The sequence below is a fragment of the Rhodococcus sp. PSBB066 genome (assembly GCF_017068255.1).
Classification (GTDB): domain Bacteria; phylum Actinomycetota; class Actinomycetes; order Mycobacteriales; family Mycobacteriaceae; genus Rhodococcus; species Rhodococcus aetherivorans.
In genome coordinates, this window is sequence record NZ_CP070859.1 from 1,995,414 (window position 1) to 2,021,341 (window position 25,928).

General features: G+C 71.8%; 24 protein-coding genes. 12 read left to right on the plus strand and 12 right to left on the minus strand.

Annotated elements, in window-relative coordinates; translation table 11 throughout:
* Position 1 precedes the first annotated feature (1 nt).
* The 8 genes from JYA75_RS09345 to JYA75_RS09380 all read left to right on the plus strand — a co-directional run bounded on the left by JYA75_RS09345 (position 2) and on the right by JYA75_RS09380 (position 7,556).
* Complete coding sequence (locus tag JYA75_RS09345; protein ID WP_006935160.1) at positions 2-874, plus strand: SDR family oxidoreductase; 873 nt, start codon at positions 2-4, stop codon at positions 872-874.
* The gene (locus tag JYA75_RS09350; RefSeq protein WP_006935161.1) at positions 871-1,755 is read left to right on the plus strand and encodes an LLM class F420-dependent oxidoreductase; all 885 of its coding nucleotides are present in this window, start codon (positions 871-873) and stop codon (positions 1,753-1,755) included. The genes JYA75_RS09345 and JYA75_RS09350 overlap by 4 nt, the downstream gene beginning before the upstream one ends.
* Before the next feature lie 101 nt (positions 1,756-1,856).
* Positions 1,857-3,023 (plus strand): acyl-CoA dehydrogenase family protein, encoded by a 1,167-nt coding sequence (locus JYA75_RS09355; protein ID WP_050035867.1) that lies wholly within the window; start codon positions 1,857-1,859, stop codon positions 3,021-3,023.
* The gene (locus JYA75_RS09360) at positions 3,020-4,003 is read left to right on the plus strand and encodes an OB-fold domain-containing protein (RefSeq protein ID WP_006935165.1); all 984 of its coding nucleotides are present in this window, start codon (positions 3,020-3,022) and stop codon (positions 4,001-4,003) included. Before JYA75_RS09355 ends, JYA75_RS09360 begins: the two co-directional genes overlap by 4 nt.
* A complete protein-coding gene (locus JYA75_RS09365; protein ID WP_029545905.1) occupies positions 4,004-5,116 on the plus strand; it encodes an acyl-CoA dehydrogenase family protein in 1,113 nt (370 codons plus the stop codon). It begins immediately after the preceding gene.
* Positions 5,113-5,553, plus strand: coding sequence for a MaoC family dehydratase (locus JYA75_RS09370; RefSeq protein ID WP_006935168.1), 441 nt, complete (start codon positions 5,113-5,115; stop codon positions 5,551-5,553). The genes JYA75_RS09365 and JYA75_RS09370 overlap by 4 nt, the downstream gene beginning before the upstream one ends.
* Positions 5,550-6,725, plus strand: coding sequence for a lipid-transfer protein (locus tag JYA75_RS09375; protein ID WP_006935170.1), 1,176 nt, complete (start codon positions 5,550-5,552; stop codon positions 6,723-6,725). The genes JYA75_RS09370 and JYA75_RS09375 overlap by 4 nt, the downstream gene beginning before the upstream one ends.
* An 18-nt stretch (positions 6,726-6,743) precedes the next feature.
* Positions 6,744-7,556: a MaoC/PaaZ C-terminal domain-containing protein gene (locus tag JYA75_RS09380; RefSeq protein ID WP_050035866.1), complete on the plus strand. Its 813-nt coding sequence runs from the start codon at positions 6,744-6,746 to the stop codon at positions 7,554-7,556.
* 42 nt (positions 7,557-7,598) lie between these two features.
* Here JYA75_RS09380 and JYA75_RS09385 read toward each other — a convergent pair whose 3' ends face one another.
* On the minus strand, positions 7,599-8,375 hold the full coding sequence (locus JYA75_RS09385) for an SDR family oxidoreductase (protein WP_006935178.1): 777 nt from the start codon (positions 8,373-8,375) through the stop codon (positions 7,599-7,601).
* Positions 8,376-8,547: 172 nt separating this feature from the next.
* On the opposite strand from JYA75_RS09385, the gene JYA75_RS09390 reads away from it, so the two are divergent.
* On the plus strand, positions 8,548-9,309 hold the full coding sequence (locus JYA75_RS09390; RefSeq protein ID WP_006935179.1) for an SDR family oxidoreductase: 762 nt from the start codon (positions 8,548-8,550) through the stop codon (positions 9,307-9,309).
* 155 nt (positions 9,310-9,464) lie between these two features.
* Positions 9,465-10,778, plus strand: a complete 1,314-nt coding sequence (locus JYA75_RS09395; protein WP_203329915.1) for an ISL3 family transposase — start codon at positions 9,465-9,467, stop codon at positions 10,776-10,778.
* Positions 10,779-10,810: 32 nt separating this feature from the next.
* Here JYA75_RS09395 and JYA75_RS09400 read toward each other — a convergent pair whose 3' ends face one another.
* The 5 genes from JYA75_RS09400 to JYA75_RS09420 form a co-directional block, all read right to left on the minus strand.
* Positions 10,811-11,647 carry a mycofactocin-coupled SDR family oxidoreductase gene (locus tag JYA75_RS09400; protein ID WP_043798722.1) on the minus strand — a complete coding sequence of 279 codons (837 nt, stop codon included), beginning with the start codon at positions 11,645-11,647 and terminating at the stop codon, positions 10,811-10,813.
* Between the two features lie 107 nt (positions 11,648-11,754).
* Entirely contained in the window at positions 11,755-12,123 is a 369-nt protein-coding gene (locus JYA75_RS09405) for a hypothetical protein (protein WP_043798543.1), read from the minus strand.
* A 79-nt stretch (positions 12,124-12,202) separates the two neighbouring features.
* Positions 12,203-13,528 (minus strand): glutamine synthetase family protein, encoded by a 1,326-nt coding sequence (locus JYA75_RS09410; RefSeq protein WP_239010554.1) that lies wholly within the window; start codon positions 13,526-13,528, stop codon positions 12,203-12,205.
* A gap of 142 nt (positions 13,529-13,670) precedes the next feature.
* A complete protein-coding gene (locus tag JYA75_RS09415; RefSeq protein ID WP_203329916.1) occupies positions 13,671-14,687 on the minus strand; it encodes an agmatine deiminase family protein in 1,017 nt (338 codons plus the stop codon).
* Positions 14,684-15,649 (minus strand): nitrilase-related carbon-nitrogen hydrolase, encoded by a 966-nt coding sequence (locus JYA75_RS09420; protein WP_006935186.1) that lies wholly within the window; start codon positions 15,647-15,649, stop codon positions 14,684-14,686. The genes JYA75_RS09415 and JYA75_RS09420 overlap by 4 nt, the downstream gene beginning before the upstream one ends.
* Positions 15,650-15,757: 108 nt before the next feature.
* Here JYA75_RS09420 and JYA75_RS09425 point away from each other — a divergent pair, with 108 nt between their 5' ends.
* Positions 15,758-16,369 carry a TetR/AcrR family transcriptional regulator C-terminal domain-containing protein gene (locus tag JYA75_RS09425; protein WP_006935187.1) on the plus strand — a complete coding sequence of 204 codons (612 nt, stop codon included), beginning with the start codon at positions 15,758-15,760 and terminating at the stop codon, positions 16,367-16,369.
* A gap of 43 nt (positions 16,370-16,412) precedes the next feature.
* Here the strand turns inward: JYA75_RS09425 and JYA75_RS09430 are convergent, their stop codons facing one another.
* The 4 genes from JYA75_RS09430 to JYA75_RS09445 form a co-directional block, all read right to left on the minus strand.
* A complete protein-coding gene (locus tag JYA75_RS09430; RefSeq protein WP_006935188.1) occupies positions 16,413-17,999 on the minus strand; it encodes an APC family permease in 1,587 nt (528 codons plus the stop codon).
* A gap of 7 nt (positions 18,000-18,006) precedes the next feature.
* Positions 18,007-18,897 carry a universal stress protein gene (locus JYA75_RS09435; RefSeq protein WP_203329917.1) on the minus strand — a complete coding sequence of 297 codons (891 nt, stop codon included), beginning with the start codon at positions 18,895-18,897 and terminating at the stop codon, positions 18,007-18,009.
* Positions 18,898-18,973: 76 nt separating this feature from the next.
* Positions 18,974-20,401, minus strand: a complete 1,428-nt coding sequence (locus JYA75_RS09440; RefSeq protein WP_006935190.1) for a gamma-aminobutyraldehyde dehydrogenase — start codon at positions 20,399-20,401, stop codon at positions 18,974-18,976.
* A gap of 279 nt (positions 20,402-20,680) precedes the next feature.
* On the minus strand, positions 20,681-22,099 hold the full coding sequence (locus JYA75_RS09445; protein ID WP_185713051.1) for an NAD(P)/FAD-dependent oxidoreductase: 1,419 nt from the start codon (positions 22,097-22,099) through the stop codon (positions 20,681-20,683).
* A 126-nt stretch (positions 22,100-22,225) separates the two neighbouring features.
* Here JYA75_RS09445 and JYA75_RS09450 point away from each other — a divergent pair, with 126 nt between their 5' ends.
* On the plus strand, positions 22,226-22,891 hold the full coding sequence (locus JYA75_RS09450) for a TetR family transcriptional regulator (RefSeq protein WP_006935192.1): 666 nt from the start codon (positions 22,226-22,228) through the stop codon (positions 22,889-22,891).
* Between the two features lie 96 nt (positions 22,892-22,987).
* On the opposite strand, the gene JYA75_RS09455 is transcribed toward JYA75_RS09450, so the two are convergent.
* Together JYA75_RS09455 and gabT are read right to left on the minus strand one after the other, a co-directional pair.
* Complete coding sequence (locus JYA75_RS09455; protein WP_203329918.1) at positions 22,988-24,433, minus strand: NAD-dependent succinate-semialdehyde dehydrogenase; 1,446 nt, start codon at positions 24,431-24,433, stop codon at positions 22,988-22,990.
* Positions 24,430-25,818, minus strand: a complete 1,389-nt coding sequence (gene gabT, locus JYA75_RS09460; protein WP_203329919.1) for a 4-aminobutyrate--2-oxoglutarate transaminase — start codon at positions 25,816-25,818, stop codon at positions 24,430-24,432. The genes JYA75_RS09455 and gabT overlap by 4 nt, the downstream gene beginning before the upstream one ends.
* Positions 25,819-25,928: the final 110 nt, after the last annotated feature.

The window sequence follows — 25,928 nt, forward strand, 5'->3', positions numbered from 1 at the left end:
GATGCCGGACACCCGCGTCGCCCTCGTCACCGGTGCCAGCCGCGGCATCGGGCGCGAGACCGCCCTCGCGTTCGCCCGGGCCGGCTTCGACGTCGCGGTCACCGCCCGCACGGTCCGCGAGGGCCGGGGCACGGTGCCTCCGCGCACCCGCCGCGACGGCGACGAGCCGATCGCCGTCCCCGGCAGCCTCGAGACCACCGCGGCGGCGATCGAATCGCTCGGGGTGCGGGCACTGCCCGTCCCGATGGACCTGCTCGACGTCGACTCCGTGCGGGCCGCGGGCCGCCGTGTGCTGGACGTGTGGGGCCGGATCGACGTGCTCGTCAACAACGCCTACGCACAGACGAGCGGCAACATGGACCGGCTCCTCGACATCGATCTCGCCGACGCCGCCGCCATGGTGGAGGGCAACTACCTGCACCAGCTGGCGCTGATCCAGACGGTGCTGCCGGCCATGCTCGCCCGCGGCGGCGGCGTCGTGATCGACCTCGTGTCCGGGTCGGCCGCGATCGATCCGCCCGCGCCGCCGGGGGAGGGCGGCTGGGGCCTGTCGTACGCGGCGTCGAAGGCCGCGTTCGCGCGGGTCGCCGGGATGATCAACGCCGAGTACCGCGCCCGCGGTGTCCGGGCGTTCAACCTCAGTCCGGGTTTCGTCGTCACCGAGTCGGGGCGGGCCCGGGGCGGCACCCGCGCGGTGGAGGACGCCGGGTTCGACGCGGTGCCGGCGACGGTGCCCGCCGACGCCGCGGTGTGGCTGGCGACGGTGCCCGACGCGGACCGGTTGCTGGGCAAGGTCGTATGGGCGCCGACGCTGATCGAGAGGATGTCCGCTTCCGCGGTGGAGCGGCGGAACGAGAGGACGGACGTCACGTGAAGCTGGGTGTGGTGGTGCCGGTCGAGCTGGAGCAGAGCGGGGAACCCGAGTGGATCCTCGAATTCGCCCGCGCCGCCGAGAAACTGGGTTTCGACGAGATCTCCGCCGTCGAGCATTCCGTCGTCGTCGCGAACACGGGCAGCGCGTACCCGTATGCGCCGACCGGCAAGTCGCACCTGCCCGACGACTGCGACCTGCCCGACCCGCTCGAGCTGCTGTCGTTCGTCGCCGGCGCCACCACCGACCTCGGGCTCGCGACCGGGGTGCTGGTGCTGCCCAACCACCATCCCGTGGTCCTGGCCAAACGCCTGGCCACCCTCGACCGGCTCGCCCGCGGCCGGGTCCGGATCTGCCTGGGACTGGGCTGGATGCGGGAGGAGATCGAGGCGTGCGGCGGCGACTTCGACCGTCGCGGGAAGATCGCCGACGAGGCGATCGCGGTGATGCGGGCCCTGTGGGCCGGCACCGGTCCGGCCGGGGTGGACTTCGACGGCGAGTTCTACACGTTCCGCGGCGCCCACAGCTGGCCGAAACCGCACCGCGAGACCGGGGTGCCGCTGTACATCGGTGGGCACAGCGCGGCCGCCGCGCGGCGGGCCGGCCGGCTCGGCGACGGGTTCCAGCCGCTCGGCCTGGCGGGGGAGGACCTCGACCGCGCGATCGGGCGGATGCGCCGCGCCGCCGAGGCGGCGGGCCGCGATCCCGGCACCGTCGAGCTGGTGCTCGGGGCGACCCTGCCGCGGCTGGACGAGGCGCGGATGGACCGGGCCCGGAAGCTGGGGGCGGGGCGGATGGTGCTGTCGGCCTCGCCGAACGCGGGATCGCTGAGCCAGGTCGTCGACGAGATGGCCGCCTGCGCCGAACGCCTCGGCCGGGTCTGACGCCGGGCCGGTTCCCGCTGGCCGAGATGCTCCGCCCGGCCGCCGGCAACGCTGACTAGCGTCCGAGGTCACAACGACATTCGGTCGCTAGGAGAATCGCGATGGATCTGAAGGAATCCCCGGAGCAGGTCGCGCTCAGGAAGGAGCTGCGCACCTACTTCGCGTCGCTGCTGCCGGAGGACAAGCGCCGCCGTGCCGGTGAGCAGGGGGTGGGCGGCGAGCACTTCCGCGAGGTCGTCACGCTGCTCGGCAAGGACGGCTGGCTGGGGATCGGCTGGCCCACGGAGTACGGCGGGCAGGGCCGCTCCATCGAGGAACAGTTCGTGTTCTTCGACGAGGTGCAGCGGGCGGGCCTGCCCTTCCCGTTCGTCACCGTGAACACCGTCGGGCCGACCCTGATGAAATACGGCACGCAGGAACAGAAGGACCGCTTCCTGCCCGGCATCCTCTCCGGCGACATCGTCTTCGCCATCGGCTACACCGAACCGGAGGCCGGCACCGACCTGGCGTCGCTGAAGACCCGCGCGGTGCGCGACGGCGACGAGTGGGTGGTCGACGGCAACAAGATCTTCACCTCGGGCGCGAACACGGCCGACTACGTGTGGCTCGCGTGCCGCACCGACCCGGACGTCCCGAAGCACAAGGGCATCTCGATCCTCATCGTGCCGACCGACGCGCCCGGGTTCTCGTGGTCGCCGATCCACACCGTCGGGGGTCTCTCGGTCACCGCCACCTACTACAGCGGTATCCGAATCCCGGACCGGGACGTCGTCGGCGAGGTCGGCGGCGGCTGGCCGCTGATCACCGCGCAGCTCAACCACGAACGCATCGGCCTCGCCGCGATCGGCGGCCGCACCTACGGGCTGTGGCAGCAGGTGCTGGACTGGGCGAAGGAGAACGGCGCCGTCGAGATTCCCTGGGTGCAGCAGGAGTTCGCTCGCACCCACGCCAAGCTCGAGGCGATGCGGCTGCTGAACTGGAAGATGACCGCCGCCGTCGCGGCCGACACCCTCTCCGGTGCCGACGCGGGCGCGACCAAGGTGTACGGCACGGAGACGCACGTCGACGTGTACCGGACGCTGCTGGGCATTCTCGGGGCCGCCGGCCGGATCCGCCCCGAGTCGCCGGGAGCCGTGCTCGCCGGACAGATCGAGCAGATCTCCCGTCAGGGCATGGTCAACACGTTCGGCGGCGGTGTCAACGAGGTCCTGCGCGACATGGTCGGCACGATGGGCCTGGGCCTGGTGCGGGAGAAGAGGGTCAAGTGAGCGAACTGCTGACCAGGCTGAGGGCGTTCGAGGGGCAGACCCTGACGCCGACGACGTGGGGCCCGGACGCGGTCAACACCCCGATGATCCGGCACTGGGTCGAGACGATGGGTGACACCAGCCCGATCTACCTCGACGACGCCGCCGCCCGCGCCACCGGCCGCGACGGTGCCGTCGCGCCCGCGCTCATGACGCAGGTGTGGACGATGCGCACCTTCACCGACAAGATGGCGAACAACGACCCGTCGCCGGTGTGGACCGACCTGATCGCCACGCTCGACGACGCCGGCTTCACGTCCGTCGTCGCGACGGACTCGGACTTCGAGTTCTTCGTCGAACTGCGCCCCGGCGAACGGGTTTCACTCACCGAGGTGATCGAATCGATCTCCGAGGAGAAGAGGACCGGGCTCGGCGCGGGTCACTTCGTGACCACCCTCAAGACGTACCGCAACGGGGACGGCGCGGTCGTCGCCACCCAGCGCTGGCGCACCCTGCGCTTCCGGCCGAAGGACACGGCGCAGCCGGAGCCGAAGCGCGAGAGCTCGCCCGGCTCGGAATCCGCCGCTCCGAAGGGTCTGCGCCCGCGTCCGGCGATCAACGCCGACAACGCCTTCTGGTTCGAGGCGGCCAGGGAGCACCGCCTGGTGATCCAGCGTTGCGCGGCGTGCGGCACGCTGCGGCATCCGACCGGGCCGATGTGCGGGCGGTGCCGTTCCCTCGAGTGGGACACCGTCGACGCGTCGGGCCGCGGCACCGTCTACAGCTTCGTCGTCAACCACCACCCGCGGATCCCCGGGTTCGAGTACCCGCTCGTCGTCGCGACGATCGAACTCGAGGAGGGCACCCGGCTGATCGCGAACATGACCGGTGTAGAACCGCACGCGGTCGAGATCGGCATGGCGGTGGAACTGGACTGGATCGACGCCGACCCCGAGTTGACGCTGCCCGCGTTCCGGCCGGCCGCACGGAAGGATTCGTAGATGGATTTCAACTTCAGCGAAGAGCAGGAAGCGATTCGCGGCCTCGCGCACGAGGTCTTCACCGGCAAGGCCGGCATCGATCGGGTCAAGCAGGTCGAGCTGAGCGACGAGCGCCTCGACCGGGAGCTGTGGCGGGAGCTGGCCACCACGGGTCTGCTCGGCGTCGCGCTGCCCGAAGACCTCGGCGGCGGTGGGCTCGGCCTGGCGGAGCTGTACGTCCTGCTCGAGCAGCAGGGCCGGCACGTGGCGCCGGTGCCGATCTGGCAATCGGTGCTCGCCGCGCTCGCCGTCGCCGAGTTCGGCACCGACGACCAGCGCACCGCGCTGGTGCCGGGTGTCGCCGACGGCAGCCGGTTCCTGACGATCGGTCTCGAGGAGTTCGGCCCCTACGTCCCCGGTGACCCGCAGACCACCGCCACGGAGGCCGGTGGCCGGTGGACCCTCACCGGCGCGAAGGCCGTCGTCCCGGTCACCCACGTCGCGTCCCGCGCGATCGTCTCGGCGACCACGCCGGCCGGTGCCGCGCTGTTCGTCGTCGATCTCGCCGGCGCGGGCGTCTCCGTCGAGCAGACGCACTCGACCACCTGGGAGATCTGCGGCAACGTCACGTTCGACTCGGCTCCCGCCGAGCTGCTCGGGCCCACCGACGGCACCGCAGCGCAGTGGCTGCTCGACCGCGTCGAGCTCGCGCTCGCCGCGATCCAGCTCGGTGTCGGCTCGGGTGCCGTCCAGCAGGCCGTCACCTACCTCAACGGGCGCATGCAGTTCGGACGTCCGCTCGCGACGTTCCAGGCCGTGGGCCACCAGCTGGCCGACTGCTACATCGACCTCGAGGCGATGCGCGTGACGCTGTGGCAGGCCGCGTGGCTGCTCGCCGAGGGACAGGACCCCGGCACCTCGGTGCTCGTCGCGAAGTGGTGGGCCACCGACGGCGGCCAGCGCGTCGTGCACCGCACCACGCACGTGCACGGCGGCATGGGCGTCGACACCGACTATCCGGTGCATCGGCACCTGTTGTGGGGCAAGCAGATCGGCGCCAACCTCGGTGGCTCCGCGTCGGATCTGGCGCGCCTGGGCGCCCAGCTCGCCGCCGGCGTCGAGGTGGTCGCGTGACCGCCACCGTGTCCACGGGCCGCAGCTACGACGACATCGAGATCGGCGAGGTACTGCCCGAACTCGCGATCCCGCTCACCCGCACACTGATCGTCGCGACCGCCCTCGCGACCCGCGACTTCCAGGATGTCCACCACGACCCCGAGCTGGCGCGCGAGCGCGGCTCGAAGGACGTGTTCATGAACATCCTCACCAGCAACGGCCTGGTGGGCCGGTTCGTCACGGACTGGTCCGGTCCGTGCGCCGTCGTGCGGCGGGTGAAGATCCGTCTGGGCGCACCGAACTACCCCGGGGACACCATGACGATGACCGGCGAGGTGGTCGGCAAGTCCGACGGCCTCGTCGAGGTCCGCGTCCGCGGCGCCAACAGCCTCGGCGACCACGCCACCGGCACTGTCACGATCGCCTTCACCGACCGGCCGGGAGGAACCCGATGACCAGCCCGCTCTCCGGTGCCGCCGCGATCGTCGGCATCGGCGCCACCGAGTTCTCCAAGAAGTCCGGCCGCTCGGAGCTGCAGCTCGCGTGCGAGGCCGTCGTCGCCGCACTGGCCGACGCCGGCATCGACCCGTCCGAGGTCGACGGACTGGCCACCTACACGATGGAGACCAACGGCGAGATCCTCGTCGCCCGCAACTGCGGGCTCGGGGAGCTGAAGTTCTTCTCCCGCATCGGCTACGGCGGCGGGGCGGCGTGCGCGACGGTGCAGCAGGCCGCGATGGCCGTCGCGACGGGCGTCGCCGAGGTCGTCGTGGTCTACCGCGCGTTCAACGAACGTTCCGGTATCCGGTTCGGTCTCGGCCAGCACGACCGGCCGATGGATTCGACCGCCGACCGCGCCGCCTACGCGTGGCTGACCCCGCAGGGGCTGGCGACGCCCGCTCAGTGGGTCGCGATGTTCGCCCGCCGCTACATGCACCAGTACGGTGCCACGAGTGAGGATTTCGGTCGGGTTGCCGTCGTCGCCCGCAAGCACGCCGCGAACAATCCGGCCGCGTGGTTCCACGGCAAGCCCATCACGCTCGCGGACCATCAGAACTCGCGGTGGATCGCCGAGCCGCTGCACCTGCTCGACTGCTGCCAGGAGACCGACGGCGGTCAGGCCCTCGTCGTCGTCTCGGCGGAACGCGCCCGGGACCTGCGGCACCGGCCCGTGCTCGTCAAGGGCGCCGCGCAGGGCTCCGGCAAGGACCAGCACATGATGACCAGCTACTACCGTCCGGACATCACCGGCATCCCCGAGATGGGACTGGTGGGCCGCCAGCTCTACGGCCAGAGCGGACTGAGTCCGGACCACATCGACGCGGCGATCCTCTACGACCACTTCACCCCGCTGGTGCTGCCGCAGCTCGAGGAACTCGGCTTCTGTGGCGTCGGCGAGGCCAGGGACTTCGTCCGCGAGGGCAACCTCGAGATCGGGGGCCGGCTGCCGAGCAACACCCACGGCGGCCAGGTCGGCGAGGCGTATCTGCACGGTGTCAACGGCATCGCCGAGGCGGTCCGCCTGGTGCGCGGCACCTCCACCAATCAACCCGACGGCGTCGAGAACGTGATCGTCACGGCGGGAACCGCGGTTCCCACGTCCGGACTGATCCTCGGTGCCGCCTGATCCCGGAAGGATTCGACAATGACGGCAGTGGAGCAGAAGGCCGGCGCGTGGCGCGGAGCCGACCTGGGCACCCGCACGGTGGCCTACGACGAGCGCGACGCGATCCTCTACGCGCTCGCCGTCGGCGCCCAGCCCGCCACCGACCTGGACCTGGTGCTCGAGGACCGGCTGCGGGTACTGCCGACGTTCGCGCTGACCCTGGCCCAGTGGGCACCGGACGAGCTGGGCTCGCGCGGCGCGTTCGACACGACGACGGCGCTGCACGGCTCGCAGGAGCTGACCGTGCTGGCCCCGCTGCCGCGTCGCGGTGAGGTGGAGCTGCGGGCGTCGGTGGGCGAGGTGTGGGACAAGGGGGCCGCGGCCGTGTTCGAGGTCCGCGTCGAGTGCGAGTACTTCGTCGCGACGTGGTCGATCTTCGCGCCCGGCGCGGGTGGTTTCGGGGGCGAGCGCGGCCCGTCGAAGCCGGCGGCGCCGCAGGGCGAGCCGGAGCTGACCGGGGCACTGGCCACGGCCGCGAACCAGGCCGCGCTGTACCGGCTCACCGGCGACCGGCACCACATCCACATCGATCCGGAGGCGGCCGCGCGGATCGGTCAGCCGCGCCCGATCATGCATGGGCTGTGCACCCTGGCGGCGGCGACCCTGCCCCTGGCCCGGCTCCTCGGGGCGCATCCGGCGGACCTGACCGAACTGCAGGGCCGCTTCGCGGCGCCGGTGTTCCCCGGCGACGTCGCCGGGCTGCGGGTGTGGGGCGGACGCGACGACGCCGTGTTCGAGGTGGCCGCGGACGGGCAGGCCGTGATCTCGGGGGCGCGAGCGTCGTTCGCGTGAGGTCGTGGACCGGTGCCCGGCTGCCGGGCACCGGTCCACGCGTCACTTGCCGTGCAGGGCCATGTAGCGGGCGGGGTACTCGCCGCCGCCGTGGACCGCCAGGTCGGCGCCGTTGACGTAGGACGCGAGGTCGCTGCCGAGGAACAGGCAGGCGCGCGCGATGTCCGACGGGACGGCCATCCGCTCCATCGGCAGGGTGCGGGTCACCGCGGCGCCGCCGTCGTCGCCGTAGACCGAGGCCGCGGCCTCGGTGCGGATCAGGCCGGTGGTGATGTGGTTGACCCGCACCTTCGGCGCCCATTCGAGGGCGAGGGCCTTGGTCAGGCCCAGCAGACCGGCCTTTGCGGCGGTGTACGCGGCGGTGCCGGGCTGCGGATCGTGTGCCGAGACGCTGCCGATGTTGATGATCGAGCCGCCCCCGGGCCGCTCCTGCATCACCCGGTTGGCCGCCTGCGCCGCGTAGAACGGGGCGAGCAGGTTCAGCGCGACGATCTTCTCCACGAAGCGCGGGGAGACGGTGGCGGCGTCGGAGTCCGGCGACCCGCCGGCATTGTTGACCAGCACGTCGAGCCGGCCGAACCGGGCGACGGCGTCGTCGACCAGGGCGGCCACGTCGGCGGGGTCGCGCACGTCGACGGCCCGGAACGCCGCGCTCCGCCCGCCGGCCGAGGGCAGGGACCCGGGCTCGTTGCGGGCGCATACCAGGACGTCGGCGCCCGCGGCGAGGAAGTGTTCGGCGACGACGAAGCCGATGCCCTTGGTGCCGCCGGTGACGATCACGGCGCGTCCGGTGTGGTCGACGGGATTGGGAAGGTGCACGTGGCTACCTTTCTGGAACTCGGGTCGGTTCGAGACTGCTTGCCGTCGCGCGCCTTTCGTGGACGCGAACGGGAACCGACGTGGACAAGCAAGTGCTTGGTCAAGGATAGTGGACGGGACGCCTGGGGCACCAGGATTTCCGTAGTGGCGAGAGAACCGGGAGCAGGGACACATGGGCAAGCTGGACGGCAAGGTCGCGCTCATCACGGGCGCGGGACAGGGGATCGGACGGGGCATCGCCCTCGCGCTCGCCAAGGAGGGGGTGCACATCGCGGCCGCCGGCCGCACCGAATCCAAGGTGGTCGCGACGGCCGAGGCGATCGAGGAACTCGGTGGCAAGGCGCTGGCGTTGCGCTGCGACGTGAGCAGCGCCGACGACGTCGACGCGGCGGTGCAGCGCACCGTGACGCATTTCGGCGGCGTGGACATCCTGGTCAACAACGCCAACGACTGCCGGCCCGGCCCGCTGCTGTCGTTCACCGACGCCGAGTACGAGCGGTCCTTCGCTACCGGCCCGCTCGCGACGCTGCGGCTGATGCGGGCCTGCTACCCGGTGATGAAGGAGCGCGGGGGCGGCTCGATCGTCAACCTCGTCACGTCGGCGGCGGTCCGCTGGGACGCGAGCAACTACGGCGTCTACGGGTCGATCAAGGAGGGCATGCGGTCGCTGACCCGCGCCGCGGCCTGCGAGTGGGGAGTCGACGGGATCCGCGTCAACGCCATTGCACCACACGCGATGTCGCCGGGACTCGAGGCCTGGATGGCGCGCAACCCGGAGGAGGCGGAGGAGTTCCGCGCGGGAATCCCGTTGCGCCGCATCGGCGACCCCGAGACCGACATCGGGCGGGCGGTGGTCTTCCTCGTCGGCGAGGACGCGGGGTATCTCACCGGCGCGACGATCCCCCTCGACGGCGGCCAGTCGCGCTGGGGCTGACGCCCCCGGTGCGTCCTTTGGGCTGCCCTGGCGGCCCAAAGGAGGCTCTACTGACGTAACCGTGGGTGGGGTCCGGCCGTGGTGGAAGCGCACGCCGTTGCCGCAGTAGCGTTCTGGCTTGTCTAGGGTCAGTTCGCTACAGGTGCGGAGACGGCGTGCGCGCAGCCAGGATATGGCGTCGGGTGTTGGGTGTCGACAACACGGTCATCGACGCGGTCGGTTTCGACGAGCAGGCCGGGGCGGTGGTGGTCTCGGTGCGGCCGCAGGCCCGCGCCCGTCACCGGTGCGGGGTGTGCCGGCGCCGTTGCCCGCGCTACGACGGAGGAGCTGGACGGCGCCGGTGGCGGGCCCCGGACTGGGGTGCGGTGCCGGTGTTCGTCGAAGCCCCCGCTTCGCGGGTGCGGTGCGCCGAACACGCGGTGGTGGTGGCGGCGGTGCCGTGGGCCCGGCACGGCGCCGGGCACACCTATGGTTTCGATGCGACGGTGGCGTGGTTGGCCACGCAGACCTCCCAGACGGCGGTGTGCGAGTTGATGCGGATCGCCTGGCGCACGGTCGGGGCGATCGTGGCGCGGGTGTTCGCCGACGGCGACGCCGGCGCCGACCGGCTGGCCGGGGTGCGGCGGATCGGGATCGACGAGGTGTCCTACAAGAAGGGCCACAAGTACCTGACCGTGGTCGTCGACCACGACACCGGGCGGTTGGTGTGGGCCGCTCCCGGTCACGGTGCCGCGGTGCTCGCCGGGTTCTTCACCGCGCTCGGGCCGGACCGTTGCGCCGAGATCACGCATGCGACCTCGGATGCGGCCGGCTGGATCGCGGCGACGGTGGCCCGGTGGTGCCCGGCCGCGGTGCGCTGCGCCGACCCGTTCCACATCGTGGCGTGGGCGACCGGCGCCCTCGACGTGGAGCGGCGGGCGGCGTGGAACCGGGCCCGGGGCCCGCGTCCGGCGGCCCGTCCCTGGGCCGGGGCGGGATACAAATCGCGCACCCGCTCGGCCGGGGATCCGGCCACCGCGGCGGTGAAGAACAGCCGATGGGCGTTGCTGAAGAATCCCGAACACCTGACCGCGGCCCAGCGTGATCAGCTGGCCTGGATCGAGGCTCACGACGCCCGGTTGTTCCGGGCCTGGCAGCTCAAGGAACAGCTACGGCTGATCTTGAAGCTGCCGTCTGCGGTGGCCCCCGATGCGCTCGATGCGTGGATCGAGGACGCCGCCGCCAGTGGCCTGCCGGCGTTCGTCGGCCTGGCCCGCAGTATCACCGCCCAACGCCCGGCGATCCTGGCCACGATCGAACACCGGTTGTCGAACGGGCGGGTCGAATCGGTCAACACCAAGATCCGGCTCATCGTCCGCCGCGGCTTCGGGTTCCACACCCCCGAGGCCGTCATCGCCCTGGCGATGCTCAGCCTCGGAGGCGACCGACCCCGACTACCCGGTAGAACAAACCCACGGATCAGTCAGTAGAGCCCCAAAGGACGCACCGGCGCCGCAGGCGCCTATCCGGTGACCCGCCCGGCGTTGCCGGCGTCGACCGGCAGCACGGTGCCGCTGATGTGGGCGCTCGCCTCGGCGGCGAAGAACAGCACCACGCGGGTGATCTCCGCCGGTTCGAGCCACGGCACCGGCTGCGCGTGCAGGCTCTGGAAGATCGGGGCCACGTCGTCGGCGCCGGGATGCTCGAGATCCGGGCGCATCAGGCCGTAGAGGAAGTCGTTGTGGATCATCGGTGTCGAGATGTTCCCGGGGGCAATCGCATTCACCGTGACACCGTGCGGCGCCAGATCCAGCGCGGCGCTCTTGGTCAGGCCGATCACGCCCCACTTCGATGCGCTGTACGCCGCCATGTTGGTGTTGCCCGCGCGGCCGAGCATCGACGAGATCGTCACGATCCGCCCGTAGCCGCGCGCGACCATGCCGGGCGCCACCGCACCGACGGTGTTGAAGACACCGGTCAGATTCGAGCCGATCGCCTCCGCCCACTGCGCCTCGGTCATCGCCTGGATCGGGGCGGCCACCGACACGCCCGCGTTCGCCACCGCGATGTCGATCCGCCCGAACTCGGCGTGCGCCTGCGCCACGAGTTCGTCCATTGCCGGGCGGTCCGCGGTGTCCAGCTTCGCGGTCAGGCACCGGCGCCCGGTGGCGCGCACCGCCGCCGCGGTCTCCTCCAGATCCGCCTCCGTGGCCAGCGGGTACGGCACCACCGGGCTGTCGGCGCACCGGTCGCACAGCACGATGTCGGCGCCGCGCTCGGCCAGCGCCACCGCGTGGCTGCGGCCCTGGCCCCGCGCCCCGCCCGTGATCAGCGCGACCCGGCCTTCGAACTCACTCATCGAATCCACTCCTGTCCTCCTCGGTCAGCAGGTCGATGCTCCAGCCCCGGCGGGCCCGCAGGGGTGCGGCGATCCCGCTCAGCGGGAAAAGGGCAGGCCGCGGGCCGTCACACCACCGCTGCGGCGGGCACCAGCGCGGCGCCCAGGCCGGACGGCGCGTAGTTCGGCCGGTACGACGGCTGGGGCCGGTTCCCCGCGACGAGCAGCGCGACGACGACGAACGCGATCGCCAGCACGAGCGCGAGCGCGCCGACGATCGACCAGAAATCCGGCCGCAACGACCGTCGGCGGGGTTCGTCGCCGTAGGTGAGCCGCTTGACGCGCCGGACCTCGGCGGCGGGCGGGGCGGAGTGGGCGGCCGCCGCGTGCCGGGACGCCGGCGGGCGGACCGGCTCCACCGCGGAATCGCCCGGCGTGAGCACCTGTGCGATGGGCTGTGTGATCGCCTGGGGGTCCACCGACTCGAGGTTGTGCATGGCCGTCCGTTCTCTCCATTGCCGACGGCCGTGAATCGCCGATTCGGAGACGTCCGTTACCTCGATCGTCGCGACACGGTCAGTCGGTCCACGCGAAGCGGAACCGTTCCGCGAGTTCGGCGGGCGGCCGCGAGCGGTACTCCCCGAACTCGTAGCGTTTCACGGCGAGCAGGGCCTCCATGATCGACGGTCCGAACAGGCGCTGCGCGAGGCCGGAGGACCCGAGCGCGGCGAGCACGCCGTCGGGGTCCGTCGGCAGGACGCGGACCCCGAGTTCGGCGCGTTCGGCATCGGTCATCCGGCCCGGATCGACCGGGATCTCCGGCGGAACCGGGAGTGCGTCGGTGAGACCGGCGTGGGCCGCCCCGAGGATCGCCGCGCCGGCGAGGTAGGGGTTGGCCGACGGGTCCACGGGCTTGACCTCGAGGTGGGCGCCGTAGGGGCTCCCGGGCGTGAGCGCGCACAGCCGCAGCGCGGCCTCACGGTTCTCGAGCCCCCAGCAGCACCACGCGCCGGACCACATGCCCGGCTGCAGCCGCAGATGCGAGAGCACGGACCCGGTGAGGACCGCCCCGAACTCGGGCAGCGCGCGCACGATGCCGGCGACGACGCTGCCGCCCGCCGCAGTCACCCCGCGCGGGCCGTCGCCGCCGGACAGGAGCGGCCGCCCCTCGCGGGTGAAGGACACGTGGACGTGGGCCCCGTTGCCCGCCCCGCCGACGACGGGGACGGGGGAGAACGACGCCCGCAGACCGTGCCGCCGGGCGGTGCGGCTGATCAGGATGCGTGCGAGCACCAGGTTGTCGACCGACTCCACGGGGGCTGCCGGAGACAGGGAGAGTTCGAACTGCTGCGCGCCCGCCTCGGCGTGAATCTGGTCGATGCCCAGACCCGCCTGCGCGGCCGCGTGCAACAGATCCGCGACGAACGGGTCCCGCCCGAGGACGGCACCGAGACCGTATGCGGACCATTCGCTGCGCCCGCCGTCGAAGAGCGTGAACTCGATCTCGTGCCCTGCCCGGGCCTGCACGCCGGCCGCGGCGAGCTCCTCGACGACGCGTTCGAGCGCTGCGCGCGTGCACAACGGTGACCGCGTCCCGTCCTGCTCGTACAGGCCGGCCGGCGCCCACCGGACGCCGTCCCCGACGGGCCGGAGCCGGTCGCCGTCGATCCGCAGCCGGAGATCGCCCGTCACCGACAGTGACGGCGTGAACGCCAGGTGGTCGTCGACGCAGAAGACCACCCAGCTCGGCGACGCGCCCGCGCCCGACTCGACGAACGACGTAAGCCTGTGTCCGGGAAACACCTTCGCCCGCGAGATGCCGGTCGAATCGACGACCGAGCCGACGATGCGCTCCTCGCGGGCGCGTTCGCCCGTCACGGGGTCGAAGCCTTCCTCCGTCACAGGGACCTCCCGCCCGCGCCGTCGGCCACCGGCGGCGTCGCCGGGCACGAGGACGCCGGGCACAAGGACACAGTAGAGGCGAGGTCGGGTCACGGGGACCGTCTTCGCCGATACAGGGCCGTGCCGGCGAAGACGGGCGTCCTCACCGCGGCTGATGCTGGGTGATGCAGTGGATGCCGCCGCCGCGGCGGAAGAGCGGCCGGGCATCCACTCCCACGACGCGACGGCCGGGATACGCGGCCGCCAGGATCTCCGCGGCCTCGTCGTCGGCGGGGTCGCCGAAGCGGCAGGCGATCACCCCACCATTGACGACGTAGTGGTTGATGTAGCTGTAATCCACCCAGCCCTCGTCGTCGCGGACCGTCGCCGGGGCCGGAACCCGGACGATGCGCCACGGCTCACCGCGCACGTCCGCCGTGTGCTGCAGCCGCTCGACGATCAGCGCGGTGACGTCGAAATCCGGGTGATTCCGGTTGCGCTGGTCGTGGACGAGGACCACACCCGGGGACGCGATCGCGGCGACGATGTCGACGTGACCGCGGGTGCCGTAGCGCTCCTGGTCCCGCGTCAGCCCGCGCGGGAGCCAGATCGCGCAGGTCGCGCCGATGGTGCGCCGCAGTTCCGCTTCGACCGCGGCCTTGTCGAGGTGCGGGTTGCGCCCGGGGTCGAGCTGGACGGTCTCGGTGAGCAGGACGGTGCCGAGACCGTCCACCTGCATGCCACCGCCCTCGTTGACGAGTGTCGACGCGACCCGTTCCACGCCGGCCCGCTCGAGGACGAACGACGCGATCCGGGCGTCGTGGTCCCACCGGGCCCAGTCCTGCGCGCCCCAGCCGTTGAACACCCAGTCGACCCCGCCGCACCGGCCGTCGTCGTCGAGGACGAAGGTCGGCCCGATGTCGCGCATCCAGGCGTCGTTCAGCGGGGCCTCGACGAGTTCCACGTCGCGGGACAGGTACCGGCGGGCCGCGTCGACCTGGCCGGGATCGGCCACCACGGTGAGGGGTTCGAACTCTGCGACGGCGTGCGCGACCGCGGCCCACGTGGCGCGGGCCTCGTGGTGCTCCTCCGCGGTGTCGCCCAGCGAATATCCCTCGGTGGGGAAGGCCATCCACGTGCGCTCGTGCGGTTCGCTCTCCGCGGGCATGCGCCAGGTCATCGCGTGGCTCCGAAGGGTGCGTGCGCGTCCACCGGTGCGGTCAGCGAGCCGTAGGTGTCCGGGCGGCGGGTGCTCAGGAACGGGAACAGCGACAACCAGTCCCGGCGCTGCGCGAGGTCGAGATCGGCCACCAGCACGGCGGATTCGTCGCGCGGAGCTTGCACCAGGATGCGCCCGTAGGGATCGGAGACGAACGAGGAGCCGTAGAAGGTGATGGCTCCCTCGCAGCCGTGCCGGTTCGGCACGATCATGAACGTGCCGTTGGCGATGCCGTTTCCGACGATCACCTGCTGCCACAGCGGGCGGGTGTCGAACTCGGGGTGGTCGGGCTCGGAGCCGATCGCCGTCGGGTAGACCAGGATCTCGGCCCCGGCGAGCGAGTACGCCCGCGCCACCTCCGGGAACCACTCGTCCCAGCAGGTCGGCATGCCGATGCGGGCGCCGTCGAGGCCGTCGGGGGTGTGGACGGGATACGGGTCACCGGCCGGACCGCCCCGGAAGTAGGTGTCCTCGTAGTATCCGGCGGTCACGGGGATGTGCAGTTTCCGGGTCCGGGCCACCGGTTCGCCGGCGGGGGAGACGAGGACGGCGGTGTTGTAGCCGAGGCCGTCGGGTGCGTCGGCGCGTTCGTAGAGGGACGCGTGTACGAACACACCGTGGGCGGACGCGGCGGCCGCGGCGAAGGCGACGGTCGGGCCGGTCCGCAGGTCCTCGGCGGTCCGGGCGGCGTCGGCGCCGCCGGGCGTGTCGGCCGGGTAGCGGCTCAACGTGAGTTCGGGCAGGAACACGACGCGCGCGCCGAGTCCGGCGGCGCGGGCGATGCCCTCGGTGAGTTCGGCGTGCAACGCCCGCTCGTCGTCGTGCCAGCGGTGCTGAACCAGTCCGACGCGCAGCGGCGGCCGATCGGGGGCGTCGACCCGGCACAGCGAGTCGGGCGGCGTGGTGGCGGTGATAGTGAGCATGGGAAGTCCTCGGCTCGATCCGGGGGGATAAAACGAATTTGATTCGTTAAGTATGGTGGACGAGCGCGTCCCGGGCAAGAGCCCACGACGATTTCGAGGAGTATTCGTATGCCACGACCGCCGAAGCGGCTGCTGTCGCCCGAGATCATCACGGACGCAGCGATTCACATGGTGGACACGGCGGGCGACTTCACCATGCCGGGATTGGCCGAGCGGCTGAAGGTGCGGCCGTCGTCGCTGTACAACCACGTGTCGGGACGCGCCGAGATCGTCGAGGCCATGCGGGCGCGCATCATGTCCACCATCGTCGTGGGCGAACCGGCCGGCGACTGGTCCGAGACGGTCGCCGGCCTCGCCCGCGAGTACCGTCGCGCCTACGCCGCGCATCCGCGGCTGATCCCGTTGTTCACCGCGCAGACCGTGCAGTCGCCGGTCGCGTTCGGGCTCTACAACGCTCTCGCGCAGGCCTTCACGGATGCCGGATTCACGCCCGCGCACGTGCTGCATGCCATCACCACCGTGGACAGCTTCGTCCTCGGCTCGGCGCTCGACCTCGCCGCGCCCGAGGTGGTGTGGGCGAACGTCCCCGAAACCGGCGACGCGATGCGCGCCGCGCTGCAGACCGCCTGCCCGAATCCGCAACGGGCCGACGCCGCCTTCGAATTCGGCCTGCGCGCACTGGTGGCCGGCCTGGTCGCCCAGACGCCGGCCGGGGCCTGAACGGCCCGGCCGGCGTCGGCGCGGTGGTCGGTGCGGTCCGGGTTCAACCGCGGTCGGTGGTGAACACGTCCGTCTCCCCGGTGAGCGCGGCGGTGCTGCGCGTGAGGGTCTCCCCGCGGAAGAACTGCGGATTGCGCACCCGCATCACCAGCATCAGGACCGCGCCGAGCAGCAGGATGCCGAAGCCGAGGAAGAACACCAGCCCGACGCCGCCGATCTCGGCGCCGCTGCCGTTGTCGGGATTCATGCTCTCGCCCACCGAGATCGCGAAGACAGCGGCGAGCATGATCCCGCCCGACAGGGGGAAGACGAACCGGAACACGGCGTTGCGGGCACTGGTGAACAGACGTCCGCGGAAGTACCACACGCACGCGAACGCGGTGATCCCGTAGTACCAGCAGATCATGATGCCCAGCGCGGCGATGGTGTCCAGGAGGGTGCGTTCGGACAGGAACGTCACGCCGGCGTAGAACACCGCGGTGACGACCCCCGCGACGACCGTCGCGTACGAGGGCACAAGAAAGCGGGGATGCACCGCGGCCAGCCGGCGCGGGAACGCGCCGTAGGCACCCATCGCGAGCATCGTCCGGGCCGCCGGGAGGAAGGTGGTCTGCAGGCTCGCCACCGACGAGACGAAGATGGCGAGGAAGAGCAGCAGACCACCCCACTGGCCCAGGACCGGATCGGCGAGGGCGCCGAAGATGTTCTCGGAGTTGTCGGGATTGCCCAGCCCGAGACCCGTCGTACCGACACCGGCATACATCATCGCCGCGACCGACACCAGCAGGTAGGTCAGCAGGATCGTCGCCACGCACAACAGGCCGGCCCGGCCCGGGGTCTTCTTGGGGTCCCGGGACTCCTCCCCGAGGGTGAGGCACGTGTCCCACCCCCAGAACGCGAAGATCGAACCGGTCACGCCGATCACGAAGGCGCCGATCGCAAGCCCGTGGAACGGGTCGAACCAGGAGGCGTCGAGCGACAGCCCGGCGGGCGCGTCGCCCGCGCCGACGTGCACGAGTGCCGCGACCGCGAACGCGAGCAGGAGCACCATCTGGAACCCGACGAGCGCGTACTGGACGCGTTCGCTCGTGGTGATGCCGCGGCTCGCGATCCATGTCGCGATCGCGATGAACACCAGGGTGGTGCCCACGTTGACGAACTTGTTCCCGGGAAGATCTGCGATCGCGGAGTCTCCGGTGATGCGGGCGAGGAACAGGTAGAAGAACTGGACGGCGATCGCGGCCAGGTTGGACAGCACGATGATCGTCGCGATCACCATGCCCCAGCCGCACATCCACCCGACGTACGGGCCGAAGGCCTTCGTCGACCACGTGAACGACGCCCCGCAGTCCGGTGATTCGGAATTGAGTTCGCGATAGGCGTACGCCGTGAGGAACATCGGGATGAACCCGGCGATGAAGATCGCCGGCATCTTCAGCCCGACGGCCGCGACGATCAGGCCGATGCTCGCCGTCAGCGTGTAGCCCGGCGCGACGGACGAGATGCCCAGGACGGCGCCGGCGAACGTGCCGATCCTGCCGGCGGCCAGGCCCTTCGGCACGACGCCGTCGCCGGGGGTGATCACCGGGTCGGCCTCTCGAACCCGGGTGGGAGGAAGCGAATTCGTCATGGCGGGCCTACTCACTGTTCTCGGGGTCGTGGGCGGGAACGACGACCATGGGCACCGGAACGACCCGCAGCATCTTCGCTGCGGTCGAACCCAGGAAGAGCCGGTGCGGCTGGGCGAGCCGGCTCGAGCCGACCATCACCACGTCGCCGTCGCGCCACTCCAGCGTGGCCACCGCCGATTCGACGGTCGCACCGTCCGCGACGAGGGAGGCGACCGGGAAGTCGTCGGGGAGCTGGGCGCGTGCGGTGTCCAGGACGCACCGGGCATGTGCCCGCGCCGATTCGAGCACGTGCTCATGGGACGGATGTGCGCCGCGCCCGACCCCGTGCGGATCGAACGCGACGAGCGAGACGAGCCGCAGCGGCGTGCGCATGTGCTCGCAGGCGCGCACCGCGGTCCGGAGCAGGAGGTCCGCTCCGGTGCGGGTGCCGAGTGCGCACGTGACCTCGCGGATCCGGGGGGCGGCGGAGTGCCGGAATCCCCGCGGTGCCAGGGCCAGCGGCACGGGCGCGGAATGCAACAGCTCGGACGACACCGTGCCGATGGAGTGCCGGCCGAGGAGCCCGTCGCCCGCGGCACCGACGACGACGGCGCGGGCGCCGAGCCGCGCCACCTCGTCGAGCAGGCCCTGCGCAAAGGACTCGTGAAAGCTCAGGTGGGTATGTGCCCGCACGTCGTCGGGCACCGTGGCCGCCGCCTGGGCGAGCCACGCTTCGCCCGTTCCGGCGAGGACGTCCTCGTACCCGGGCTCGGTGGGTGCCCGGGAGGGCACCGGGCGATCCGGGGGCAGGACCATACAGATGTCGAGTTCGGCGCCCAGGCTGCGGGCCAGCTGGACGCCGAGCGCCAGCCCGTCCGCGCCGCTGGGAGTGGCGAGGTATCCGACAACCAGTCTCATGGGAATCCGATCCGGTAGGGAAGCCGGAGCCGGGGTGGTGCCGGCTCCGGCGACGGCGCGGTGGGGCCGCGGAAGGTCAGTCGTGGGTGCTCATCACGTGCTTGATGCGGGTGTAGTCCTCGACGCTGTAGGCGGAGAGGTCCTTGCCGTAGCCGGAGTGCTTGAACCCGCCGTGCGGCATCTCCGCGACGAGCGGGATGTGGCAGTTGATCCACACCGCCCCGAAGTCCAGCGCGGCGGACAGGCGCTGGGTGCGCCCGTGGTCGCGGGTCCACACGCTCGCGGCGAGCCCGTAGCGGACGTCGTTGGCCAGGGCGACGGCCTCGTCCTCGGTGGCGAAGGACTGCACCGTCAGAATCGGGCCGAACGTCTCGTCCTGCACGATGGGGTCGTGCTGGTCCACGCCGGTGACGATCGTCGGCTCGAAGAAGAAGCCCTTCTCGCCGGCGCGCGTGCCGCCGGTGACGATCGTCGCCGAGGCGGGCAGGGCGGCGATCTTGTCGGTGACGCGCTGGAAGTGCTGGGCGTTGTTGAGCGGGCCGTAGAAGGCGTCGGGGTCGTCGGGCCGGCCCGGTCGCAGCTGCTCGGCCTGCCGCGCCAGCGCGTCGACGAGATCGTCGTGGACGGACTCGTGGACCAGTACCCGGGTGGCGGCCGTGCAGTCCTGGCCACCGTTGAAGAAGGCGGCCGCCGCGACGGCCTCGGCGGTCTTGGCCACGTCGGCGTCGTCGAACACCAGGACGGGGGCCTTGCCGCCGAGTTCGAGGTGGGCGCGCTTGAGCTGCCGGGCCGCGGAGACCGCCACCTCGATGCCGGCGCGGACCGAGCCGGTGATCGACACCAGGCCGAGTGCGGGATGTTCGACGAGGGCGGCCCCGGTGGCGGCGTTGCCGAGCACGACGTTGAAGACACCGTCGGGCAGGATGCCCTGGGTCAGGCGGGCCAGCACCAGCGTGCTGTCCGGGGTGGTGTCGCTGGGCTTGAGCACGATCGTGTTGCCGGCGGCGAGCGCGGGACCGATCTTCCACAGCGCCATCATCAGCGGGTAGTTCCACGGCGTGACCTGGCCGACCACACCGATCGGCTCGCGCCGCACGTAGGAGGTGTGGCCCTCCATGTACTCACCGGCCGCCTTGCCCTCGAGCAGGCGGGCCGCGCCGGCGAAGAAGCGCAGCTGATCCGCGCCGACCTTGACCTCCTCGTCCGCGATCATGGACTTCGGCTGGCCGGTGTTGCGGCACTCGGCCTCGACGAGTTCGTCGCAGTGCTCCTCGAGGGCGTCGGCGAGCTTCAGCAGCGCCGCCTGGCGTTCCTTGGGGGTGGTCCTGCCCCAGCTCCGGAACGCGCGCTGCGCGGCCGCCACCGCGGCGTCGACGTCGGCGGCGGTCGACACCGGGATCGAGCCCACGAGGGACTCGTCGACCGGGTCGATCAGCGGCAGGGATTCCGTGGCCGTCGAGGGCACGAACGCGCCGTCGATGTAGTTCTCGCGGATGTCGGTCATGGGGGTCCTCTCGGAAGCCTGCCCGGCCGGGTGGGAGGGGCAGGGATCTCTGGTGATCAGTGTGGGCCGCGCCGCGGGTGCCCGGCCAGGGGTCCGGCGGCGGGGTGGGAGCGCAAGCTCGGAAGCCGGCGGCGCCGCCGGAGGGGCGGCGCCGCCGCGACCGGAACGCTCACGTCGTCGTGAGCGCGTCGGGCGCCGCGACGGGCGCGCCGAAGGAGTCGTGAAAAACGGTGTAGAAAAGGGTCTTCGGTGTCGCGGCGGCCGGGCCGCGAGGGGCGGTCAGTGTGCCGGGGCACCGGCCACCGCGGCCGCGGCCGAGCGGGAGCCGAGGGCGTCGAGGATGCGCCGGGCCGTGTCCTCGCCCATGCGCACGGCTCCGTCGACGTGCTGGTAGCCCTCCGCGGCGAGGTCGGACGACGAGAAGAGGATCGGACCGACGGGGGTGAGCTGGTCCTTGCCGTAGCGGTGCAGGCCGCCGAGGTCGTAGCTTGCCGCGTAGGCTCCGCGGGTCCACTCCTCCGAGCCCCAGTCGGATTCGTAGTAGACGACCGGGCTCAGCGCCTTCTCGCCGAGGTAGCCGGCCATGGACGAGAGGATCGCGGCCTTGCGCTCCTCGGCGGGGAGTTCGAAGACGGCGTCGGCCTTCTCGTCCGCCACGAAGGCCACCAGGGTGCCGCGCGGATCCTCGAAGTTGGTGTTGTCGTAGATCTCCTGGACGAGTGCCCCGGCGCCGAAGCACGTGCCGGACAGGCCGTCCTCGCGCCAGAACGGCATGTCGTACACGGCATGCACCTTGATGACGAGACCGAGGGACTGGTGCTGGTGCATCTGGTGCTGGCGGCGCGGCAGCGGCGGGACGTAGGAGATCCGGGAGTACAGGTTCGGCGGCACGGCGAGCACGGCGAAGCGGGCATCGACGGTGACGCCGTCGGCCACCGCCCGCACGTGCCCGGGCGCGCCCGGTTCTTCGCCCTCGGACCAGTGCAGGGTCCGGACCGGGTTGCCGAGAAAGACGTCGTCGCCGAGCTTTTCGGCGAGCCGCTGCGACACCTGCTGCATGCCGCCCACGACGCGCTGGTCGAGGATGAAGTCCTCGTCCACGAGGTTGCTGAACGAGCCCGCGGAGGCCGCCATGAGGATCGCCTGCAGCGCGGAGAACGCGTGGGCCGGCTTGGTGAGCATGCCCCCCGCGATGAACAGCCCGATGTTGTTGCACGCCTCCTCGTCGTCGGAGTTGGCCCGCAACCAGTGGTGGAAGGAGACGGTGTCGAGTTCCCGCGCCCGCGGATGCGCCCACGGCTCCCGGGGGCCGATCTCGGCGGCGAGTTCGTCGAGCAGCGCGATCAGCTTGTCCATCTCGGCGCGGGTGTGCTCGGACGTGGGGAACATCTCGCCGCGGTACCGGACGGGCCGGCCCTCGGCGTCGAGGTAGATGTTCTCGCCCTCGCGGTAGCGGGAGAACGTGCGCAGGCCCAGTTCGTCGAGCAGCGCGATCAGGGCGGTCTGGTCGGGGGACACCCACTGACCGCCGATCTCGAGCATCGCTCCGTCGATCGTGTCGGTCCAGGTGCGGCCGCCGACGCGGTCGCGGGCTTCGAGGACGGCGACCCGCAGGCCCGCCTGCCGGAGGCGGTAGGCGGCGGTCAGGCCGGACGGGCCCGCCCCGACGACGACGACGTCACGCTCGATGGATTTCATGGGATTCCCCTTCGAGAAAATGAACGACATTCATATGTGTCGCATCACACTGTAACCTCATCGGGGCGCGAGGAGAAGACCTTCGCGGCAATTCGTGGCCGGAATCGTGAGGCGAAGGGGAGCGGCGTGGGAGAGGGGACGCATCGACGCGCCGGCCGGCCGTCGACGAAAGTGCTGTCTCGGCAGGCGATCACCGACGCGGCGCTCGACGTGATCGAGCAGGGCGGCTACGACGCCTTCACCGTCGCCAAGCTCGCCCGTGCCCTCGGTGTGGCCCCGTCCGCCCTGTACAACCACGTGAGCTCGAAGCAGGACGTCCTGCTGTGGGTGCAGGAGGACCTCATGACGAAGGTCGACGTGAGCGGCTTCGGCGCCGAGCCGTGGGCGGTGGCGACGCGGCGGTGGGCCCTGTCCTACCGGGACGTGTTCGCCCGGCACGCGCCGCTGGTCCCGGTGATCGCCGTGATGCCCGTCGCGGGCGCGCCCCGCACCCTGGCGGTGTACGAGGCGGTGGCGGCGGGCTTCGCGGAGGCCGGGTGGCCGATCGACACGATCGTGCCGGTCGTCGTCGCGCTGGAGTCGTTCATCTTCGGCTCCGCGCTCGACGCCAACGCACCGGCCGACATCTTCGACACCGCCGACCTCGCCGGCGACAGCCCGGTGTTCACCGCGGCGATCGACGCGTTCGCCGGATCGGGCGGCCACTACACCCCGGACGCCGGTTTCGACGCCGGACTCGACGCGATGATCGCCGGACTCGAGGCGCGCCTGGAGCTGCTCCGGAAGGACTGAGCCGCAAGAGGATACGGCTCGGTCCGGGACCGGCGGTGTGCCGTGATCCCGGACCGAGCCGGTATTCGATTGCCGGGCGGGGTCCCGCCGCGGGGCCTACAGGGCGATGTACTTGGTGTCGAGGTATTCCTCGATACCCTCGGCCGCGCCTTCGCGGCCGAATCCGGACTCCTTGACGCCACCGAACGGGGCGGCGACGTCGGAGATGATGCCGCGGTTGACACCGACCATGCCGGTCTTCAGCGCGGACGCCACGCGCATCGCGCGGTCGAGGTCGCGGGTGTAGAAGTACGCGGCCAGGCCGTATTCGGTGGCGTTGGCGGCGGCGATCGCCTCGTCCTCGGTGTCGAAGACGGTGATCGCCGCGACCGGACCGAAGATCTCCTCCCGCAGCAGCCGCGCGTCGGCCGGGACCTCGTCGAGCACGGTCGGCGGGTAGAACGTGCCGGGTCCGGCGGGGATCTGCCCGCCGGTGCGGACCCGGGCGCCGCGCTCGACGGCGTCGCGCACCAGTGCCTCGACCGTGGCGCGCTGCCGGGCGGTGATCAGCGGGCCGAGGTCGGTGCCGTCGTCGAGGCCGTGGCCGGTGCGCAGCGCCGCGATGCGGGCGGTGAGCTTGTCGGTGAACTCGCCGGCGACGCTGCGGGCGACGTGGAAGCGGTTGGCGGCGGTGCAGGCCTCGCCGCCGTTGCGCATCTTCGCGGCCATCGCGCCGTCCACGGCGGCGTCGACGTCGGCGTCGGCGAACACCAGGAACGGGGCGTTGCCGCCGAGTTCCATCGAGGTGCGCAGCAGCCGGTCGGCGGACTGGCGGACCAGCAGCTTGCCGACGCCGGTGGAGCCGGTGAAGGTGATCTTGCGCAGCCGCGCGTCGGTGAGCAGCGGCCCGGTCAGCGCCGCGGCGTCGGTGGCGGGCAGGATCGACAGCACCCCGGCCGGCAGGCCGGCGTCGGCGAAGACCTGCCCGAGCAGCAGCATCGTCAGCGGGGTCTCGGCGGCCGGCTTGACCAGGATCGGGCAGCCCGCGGCCAGGGCCGGGCCGATCTTGCGGGTGGCCATCGCCAGCGGGAAGTTCCACGGGGTGATCGCCAGGACCGGCCCGACCGGTTCCTTGGTGACGAGGATGCGCCCGCTGCCGGCCGGGGCGGTGGCGGTGCGGCCGCCGATGCGCACGGCCTCCTCGGCGAACCAGCGCAGGAACTCGGCGCCGTAGTTCACCTCGCCGCGCGCCTCGGCGACGGTCTTGCCCATCTCGAGGGTGATGACGCGGGCGAAGTCGTCGCCGCGGGCGTGGACGAGGTCGAAGGCGGTGCGCAGGATCTCGCCGCGCACCCGGGGCGCGGTCGCGGCCCACTCGGCCTGCGCGGCGACGGCGAGGTCGAGGGCGCGCAGCCCGTCGTCGGCGGAGGCGTCGGCGACGTCGGCGAGCACCGCGCCGGTGGCGGGGTCCTCGACGGGGAACGTCGCGCCGGTGGACGAGTCGGTGAGCTTGCCGCCCAGCCAGAGCCGGGTCGGGACGCCCGCGGGGAGGGTGTGGGTCATCGGGTGGCTCCTGCCAGGGTCGGGCGCACGCCCGCGACATCGCGGACGGCGGCAGCGAGGACGTCGAGGCCGTCGGTGAGCAGCTCGTCGGAGATCACCAGCGGTGGCAGCAGGCGGACGACGTTGCCGTAGGTGCCGCAGGTGAGCACGATGACACCCTGCTCGAGCGCCTTCGCGGCGATCGCCTTGGTGGCCTCCGGATTCGGCTCGCGCGTGCCGGGCTGCACGAACTCGACGGCGAGCATCGCGCCGCGGCCGCGGACCTCGCCGACGATGTCGACGTCCGCGGCGAGCGCCCGCAGCCGCTCGGTGGCGATCTGCTCGATGCGCCGGGCGCGGCCGCACAGGTCCAGCTGCTCGATCCGGTCCAGCGTGGCCAGCGCCGCGGCGCACGCGACGGGGTTGCCGCCGTAGGTGCCGCCGAGGCCGCCGCCGTGGACGGCGTCGATCAGCTCGGCGCGGCCGGTCACCGCGGCGAGCGGCATGCCGCCGGCGATGCCCTTGGCGAGGGTCATCAGGTCCGGCACGACGTTCTCGTCGTTGCTGGCGAACCAGTCGCCCGTGCGCGCGAAGCCGGTCTGCACCTCGTCGACGACGAAGACGATGCCGTTGGCCTTCGCCCAGTCGACGAGGGTCGGCAGGAAACCCTTGGCCGGCACGATGAATCCGCCCTCGCCCTGGATGGGCTCGAGCACGATCGCGGCGACGTTGTGCGCACCGATCTGCTTGTCGATCTGCGCGATCGCGCGATGGGCGGCCTGCTCACCGGTGACCTCGGTGCCGTCGTAGTTGCGGCCCTCGCGGAACGGGTACGACGCCGGCACGCGGTGGATGTCCGGGGCGAACGGGCCGAAGCCCTCCTTGTAGGGCTGGTTCTTCGCGGTCAGCGCCATCGTCAGGTTGGTGCGGCCGTGGTAGGCGTGGTCGAAGACCACCACGGCGCTGCGACCGGTCGCGACCCGGGCGATCTTGACCGCGTTCTCCACCGCCTCCGCGCCGCTGTTGAACAGCACCGTGCGCTTGGCGTGGTCGCCGGGGGTCAGGGCCGCGAGCTTCTCGGCGACGGCGATGTAGCCCTCGTAGGGAGTGACCATGAAGCAGGTGTGCGTGAAGTGCGCGACCTGCTCCTGCACCGCCGCCACGACCGCCGGGTCCGAGGCGCCGACACTGGTGACCGCGATGCCGGAACCGAGGTCGATCAGGGCGTTGCCGTCGACGTCGACGACGATGCCGCCGTCGACGTCGGCGGCGTAGACCGGCACGGAGGAGGCCACACCCGCCCCGACGGCCGTGCGGCGACGCTCGGTCAGTGCCGCCGAGCGCGGGCCGGGCAGCGCGGTGACCAGGCGACGCTGCTGCGGAAGGCGGTATTCGATGCTCGTCATGGGGGACTTCCTCGGGCTCGGCGGCGTAGAGACGATTCGAGTATGGGAGCGTCCGCGGACCCGAGACAGGGCCGATTCGTACAACCCGGTGAATCGCACCGCGCCATTTC

Excerpts from the sequence above, each read along its gene's own strand:
- JYA75_RS09345 (WP_006935160.1), top strand. The coding sequence starts at position 2 with ATGCCGGACACCCGCGTCGCCCTCGTCACCGGTGCCAGCCGCGGCATC.
- JYA75_RS09355 (WP_050035867.1), top strand. The coding sequence starts at position 1,857 with ATGGATCTGAAGGAATCCCCGGAGCAGGTCGCGCTCAGGAAGGAGCTG.
- JYA75_RS09365 (WP_029545905.1), top strand. The coding sequence starts at position 4,004 with ATGGATTTCAACTTCAGCGAAGAGCAGGAAGCGATTCGCGGCCTCGCG.
- JYA75_RS09375 (WP_006935170.1), top strand. The coding sequence starts at position 5,550 with ATGACCAGCCCGCTCTCCGGTGCCGCCGCGATCGTCGGCATCGGCGCC.
- JYA75_RS09380 (WP_050035866.1), top strand. The coding sequence starts at position 6,744 with ATGACGGCAGTGGAGCAGAAGGCCGGCGCGTGGCGCGGAGCCGACCTG.
- JYA75_RS09390 (WP_006935179.1), top strand. The coding sequence starts at position 8,548 with ATGGGCAAGCTGGACGGCAAGGTCGCGCTCATCACGGGCGCGGGACAG.
- JYA75_RS09400 (WP_043798722.1), bottom strand. The coding sequence starts at position 11,647 with ATGAGTGAGTTCGAAGGCCGGGTCGCGCTGATCACGGGCGGGGCGCGG.
- JYA75_RS09405 (WP_043798543.1), bottom strand. The coding sequence starts at position 12,123 with ATGCACAACCTCGAGTCGGTGGACCCCCAGGCGATCACACAGCCCATC.
- JYA75_RS09415 (WP_203329916.1), bottom strand. The coding sequence starts at position 14,687 with ATGACCTGGCGCATGCCCGCGGAGAGCGAACCGCACGAGCGCACGTGG.
- JYA75_RS09420 (WP_006935186.1), bottom strand. The coding sequence starts at position 15,649 with ATGCTCACTATCACCGCCACCACGCCGCCCGACTCGCTGTGCCGGGTC.
- JYA75_RS09425 (WP_006935187.1), top strand. The coding sequence starts at position 15,758 with ATGCCACGACCGCCGAAGCGGCTGCTGTCGCCCGAGATCATCACGGAC.
- JYA75_RS09430 (WP_006935188.1), bottom strand. The coding sequence starts at position 17,999 with ATGACGAATTCGCTTCCTCCCACCCGGGTTCGAGAGGCCGACCCGGTG.
- JYA75_RS09435 (WP_203329917.1), bottom strand. The coding sequence starts at position 18,897 with ATGAGACTGGTTGTCGGATACCTCGCCACTCCCAGCGGCGCGGACGGG.
- JYA75_RS09440 (WP_006935190.1), bottom strand. The coding sequence starts at position 20,401 with ATGACCGACATCCGCGAGAACTACATCGACGGCGCGTTCGTGCCCTCG.
- JYA75_RS09445 (WP_185713051.1), bottom strand. The coding sequence starts at position 22,099 with ATGAAATCCATCGAGCGTGACGTCGTCGTCGTCGGGGCGGGCCCGTCC.
- JYA75_RS09455 (WP_203329918.1), bottom strand. The coding sequence starts at position 24,433 with ATGACCCACACCCTCCCCGCGGGCGTCCCGACCCGGCTCTGGCTGGGC.
- gabT (WP_203329919.1), bottom strand. The coding sequence starts at position 25,818 with ATGACGAGCATCGAATACCGCCTTCCGCAGCAGCGTCGCCTGGTCACC.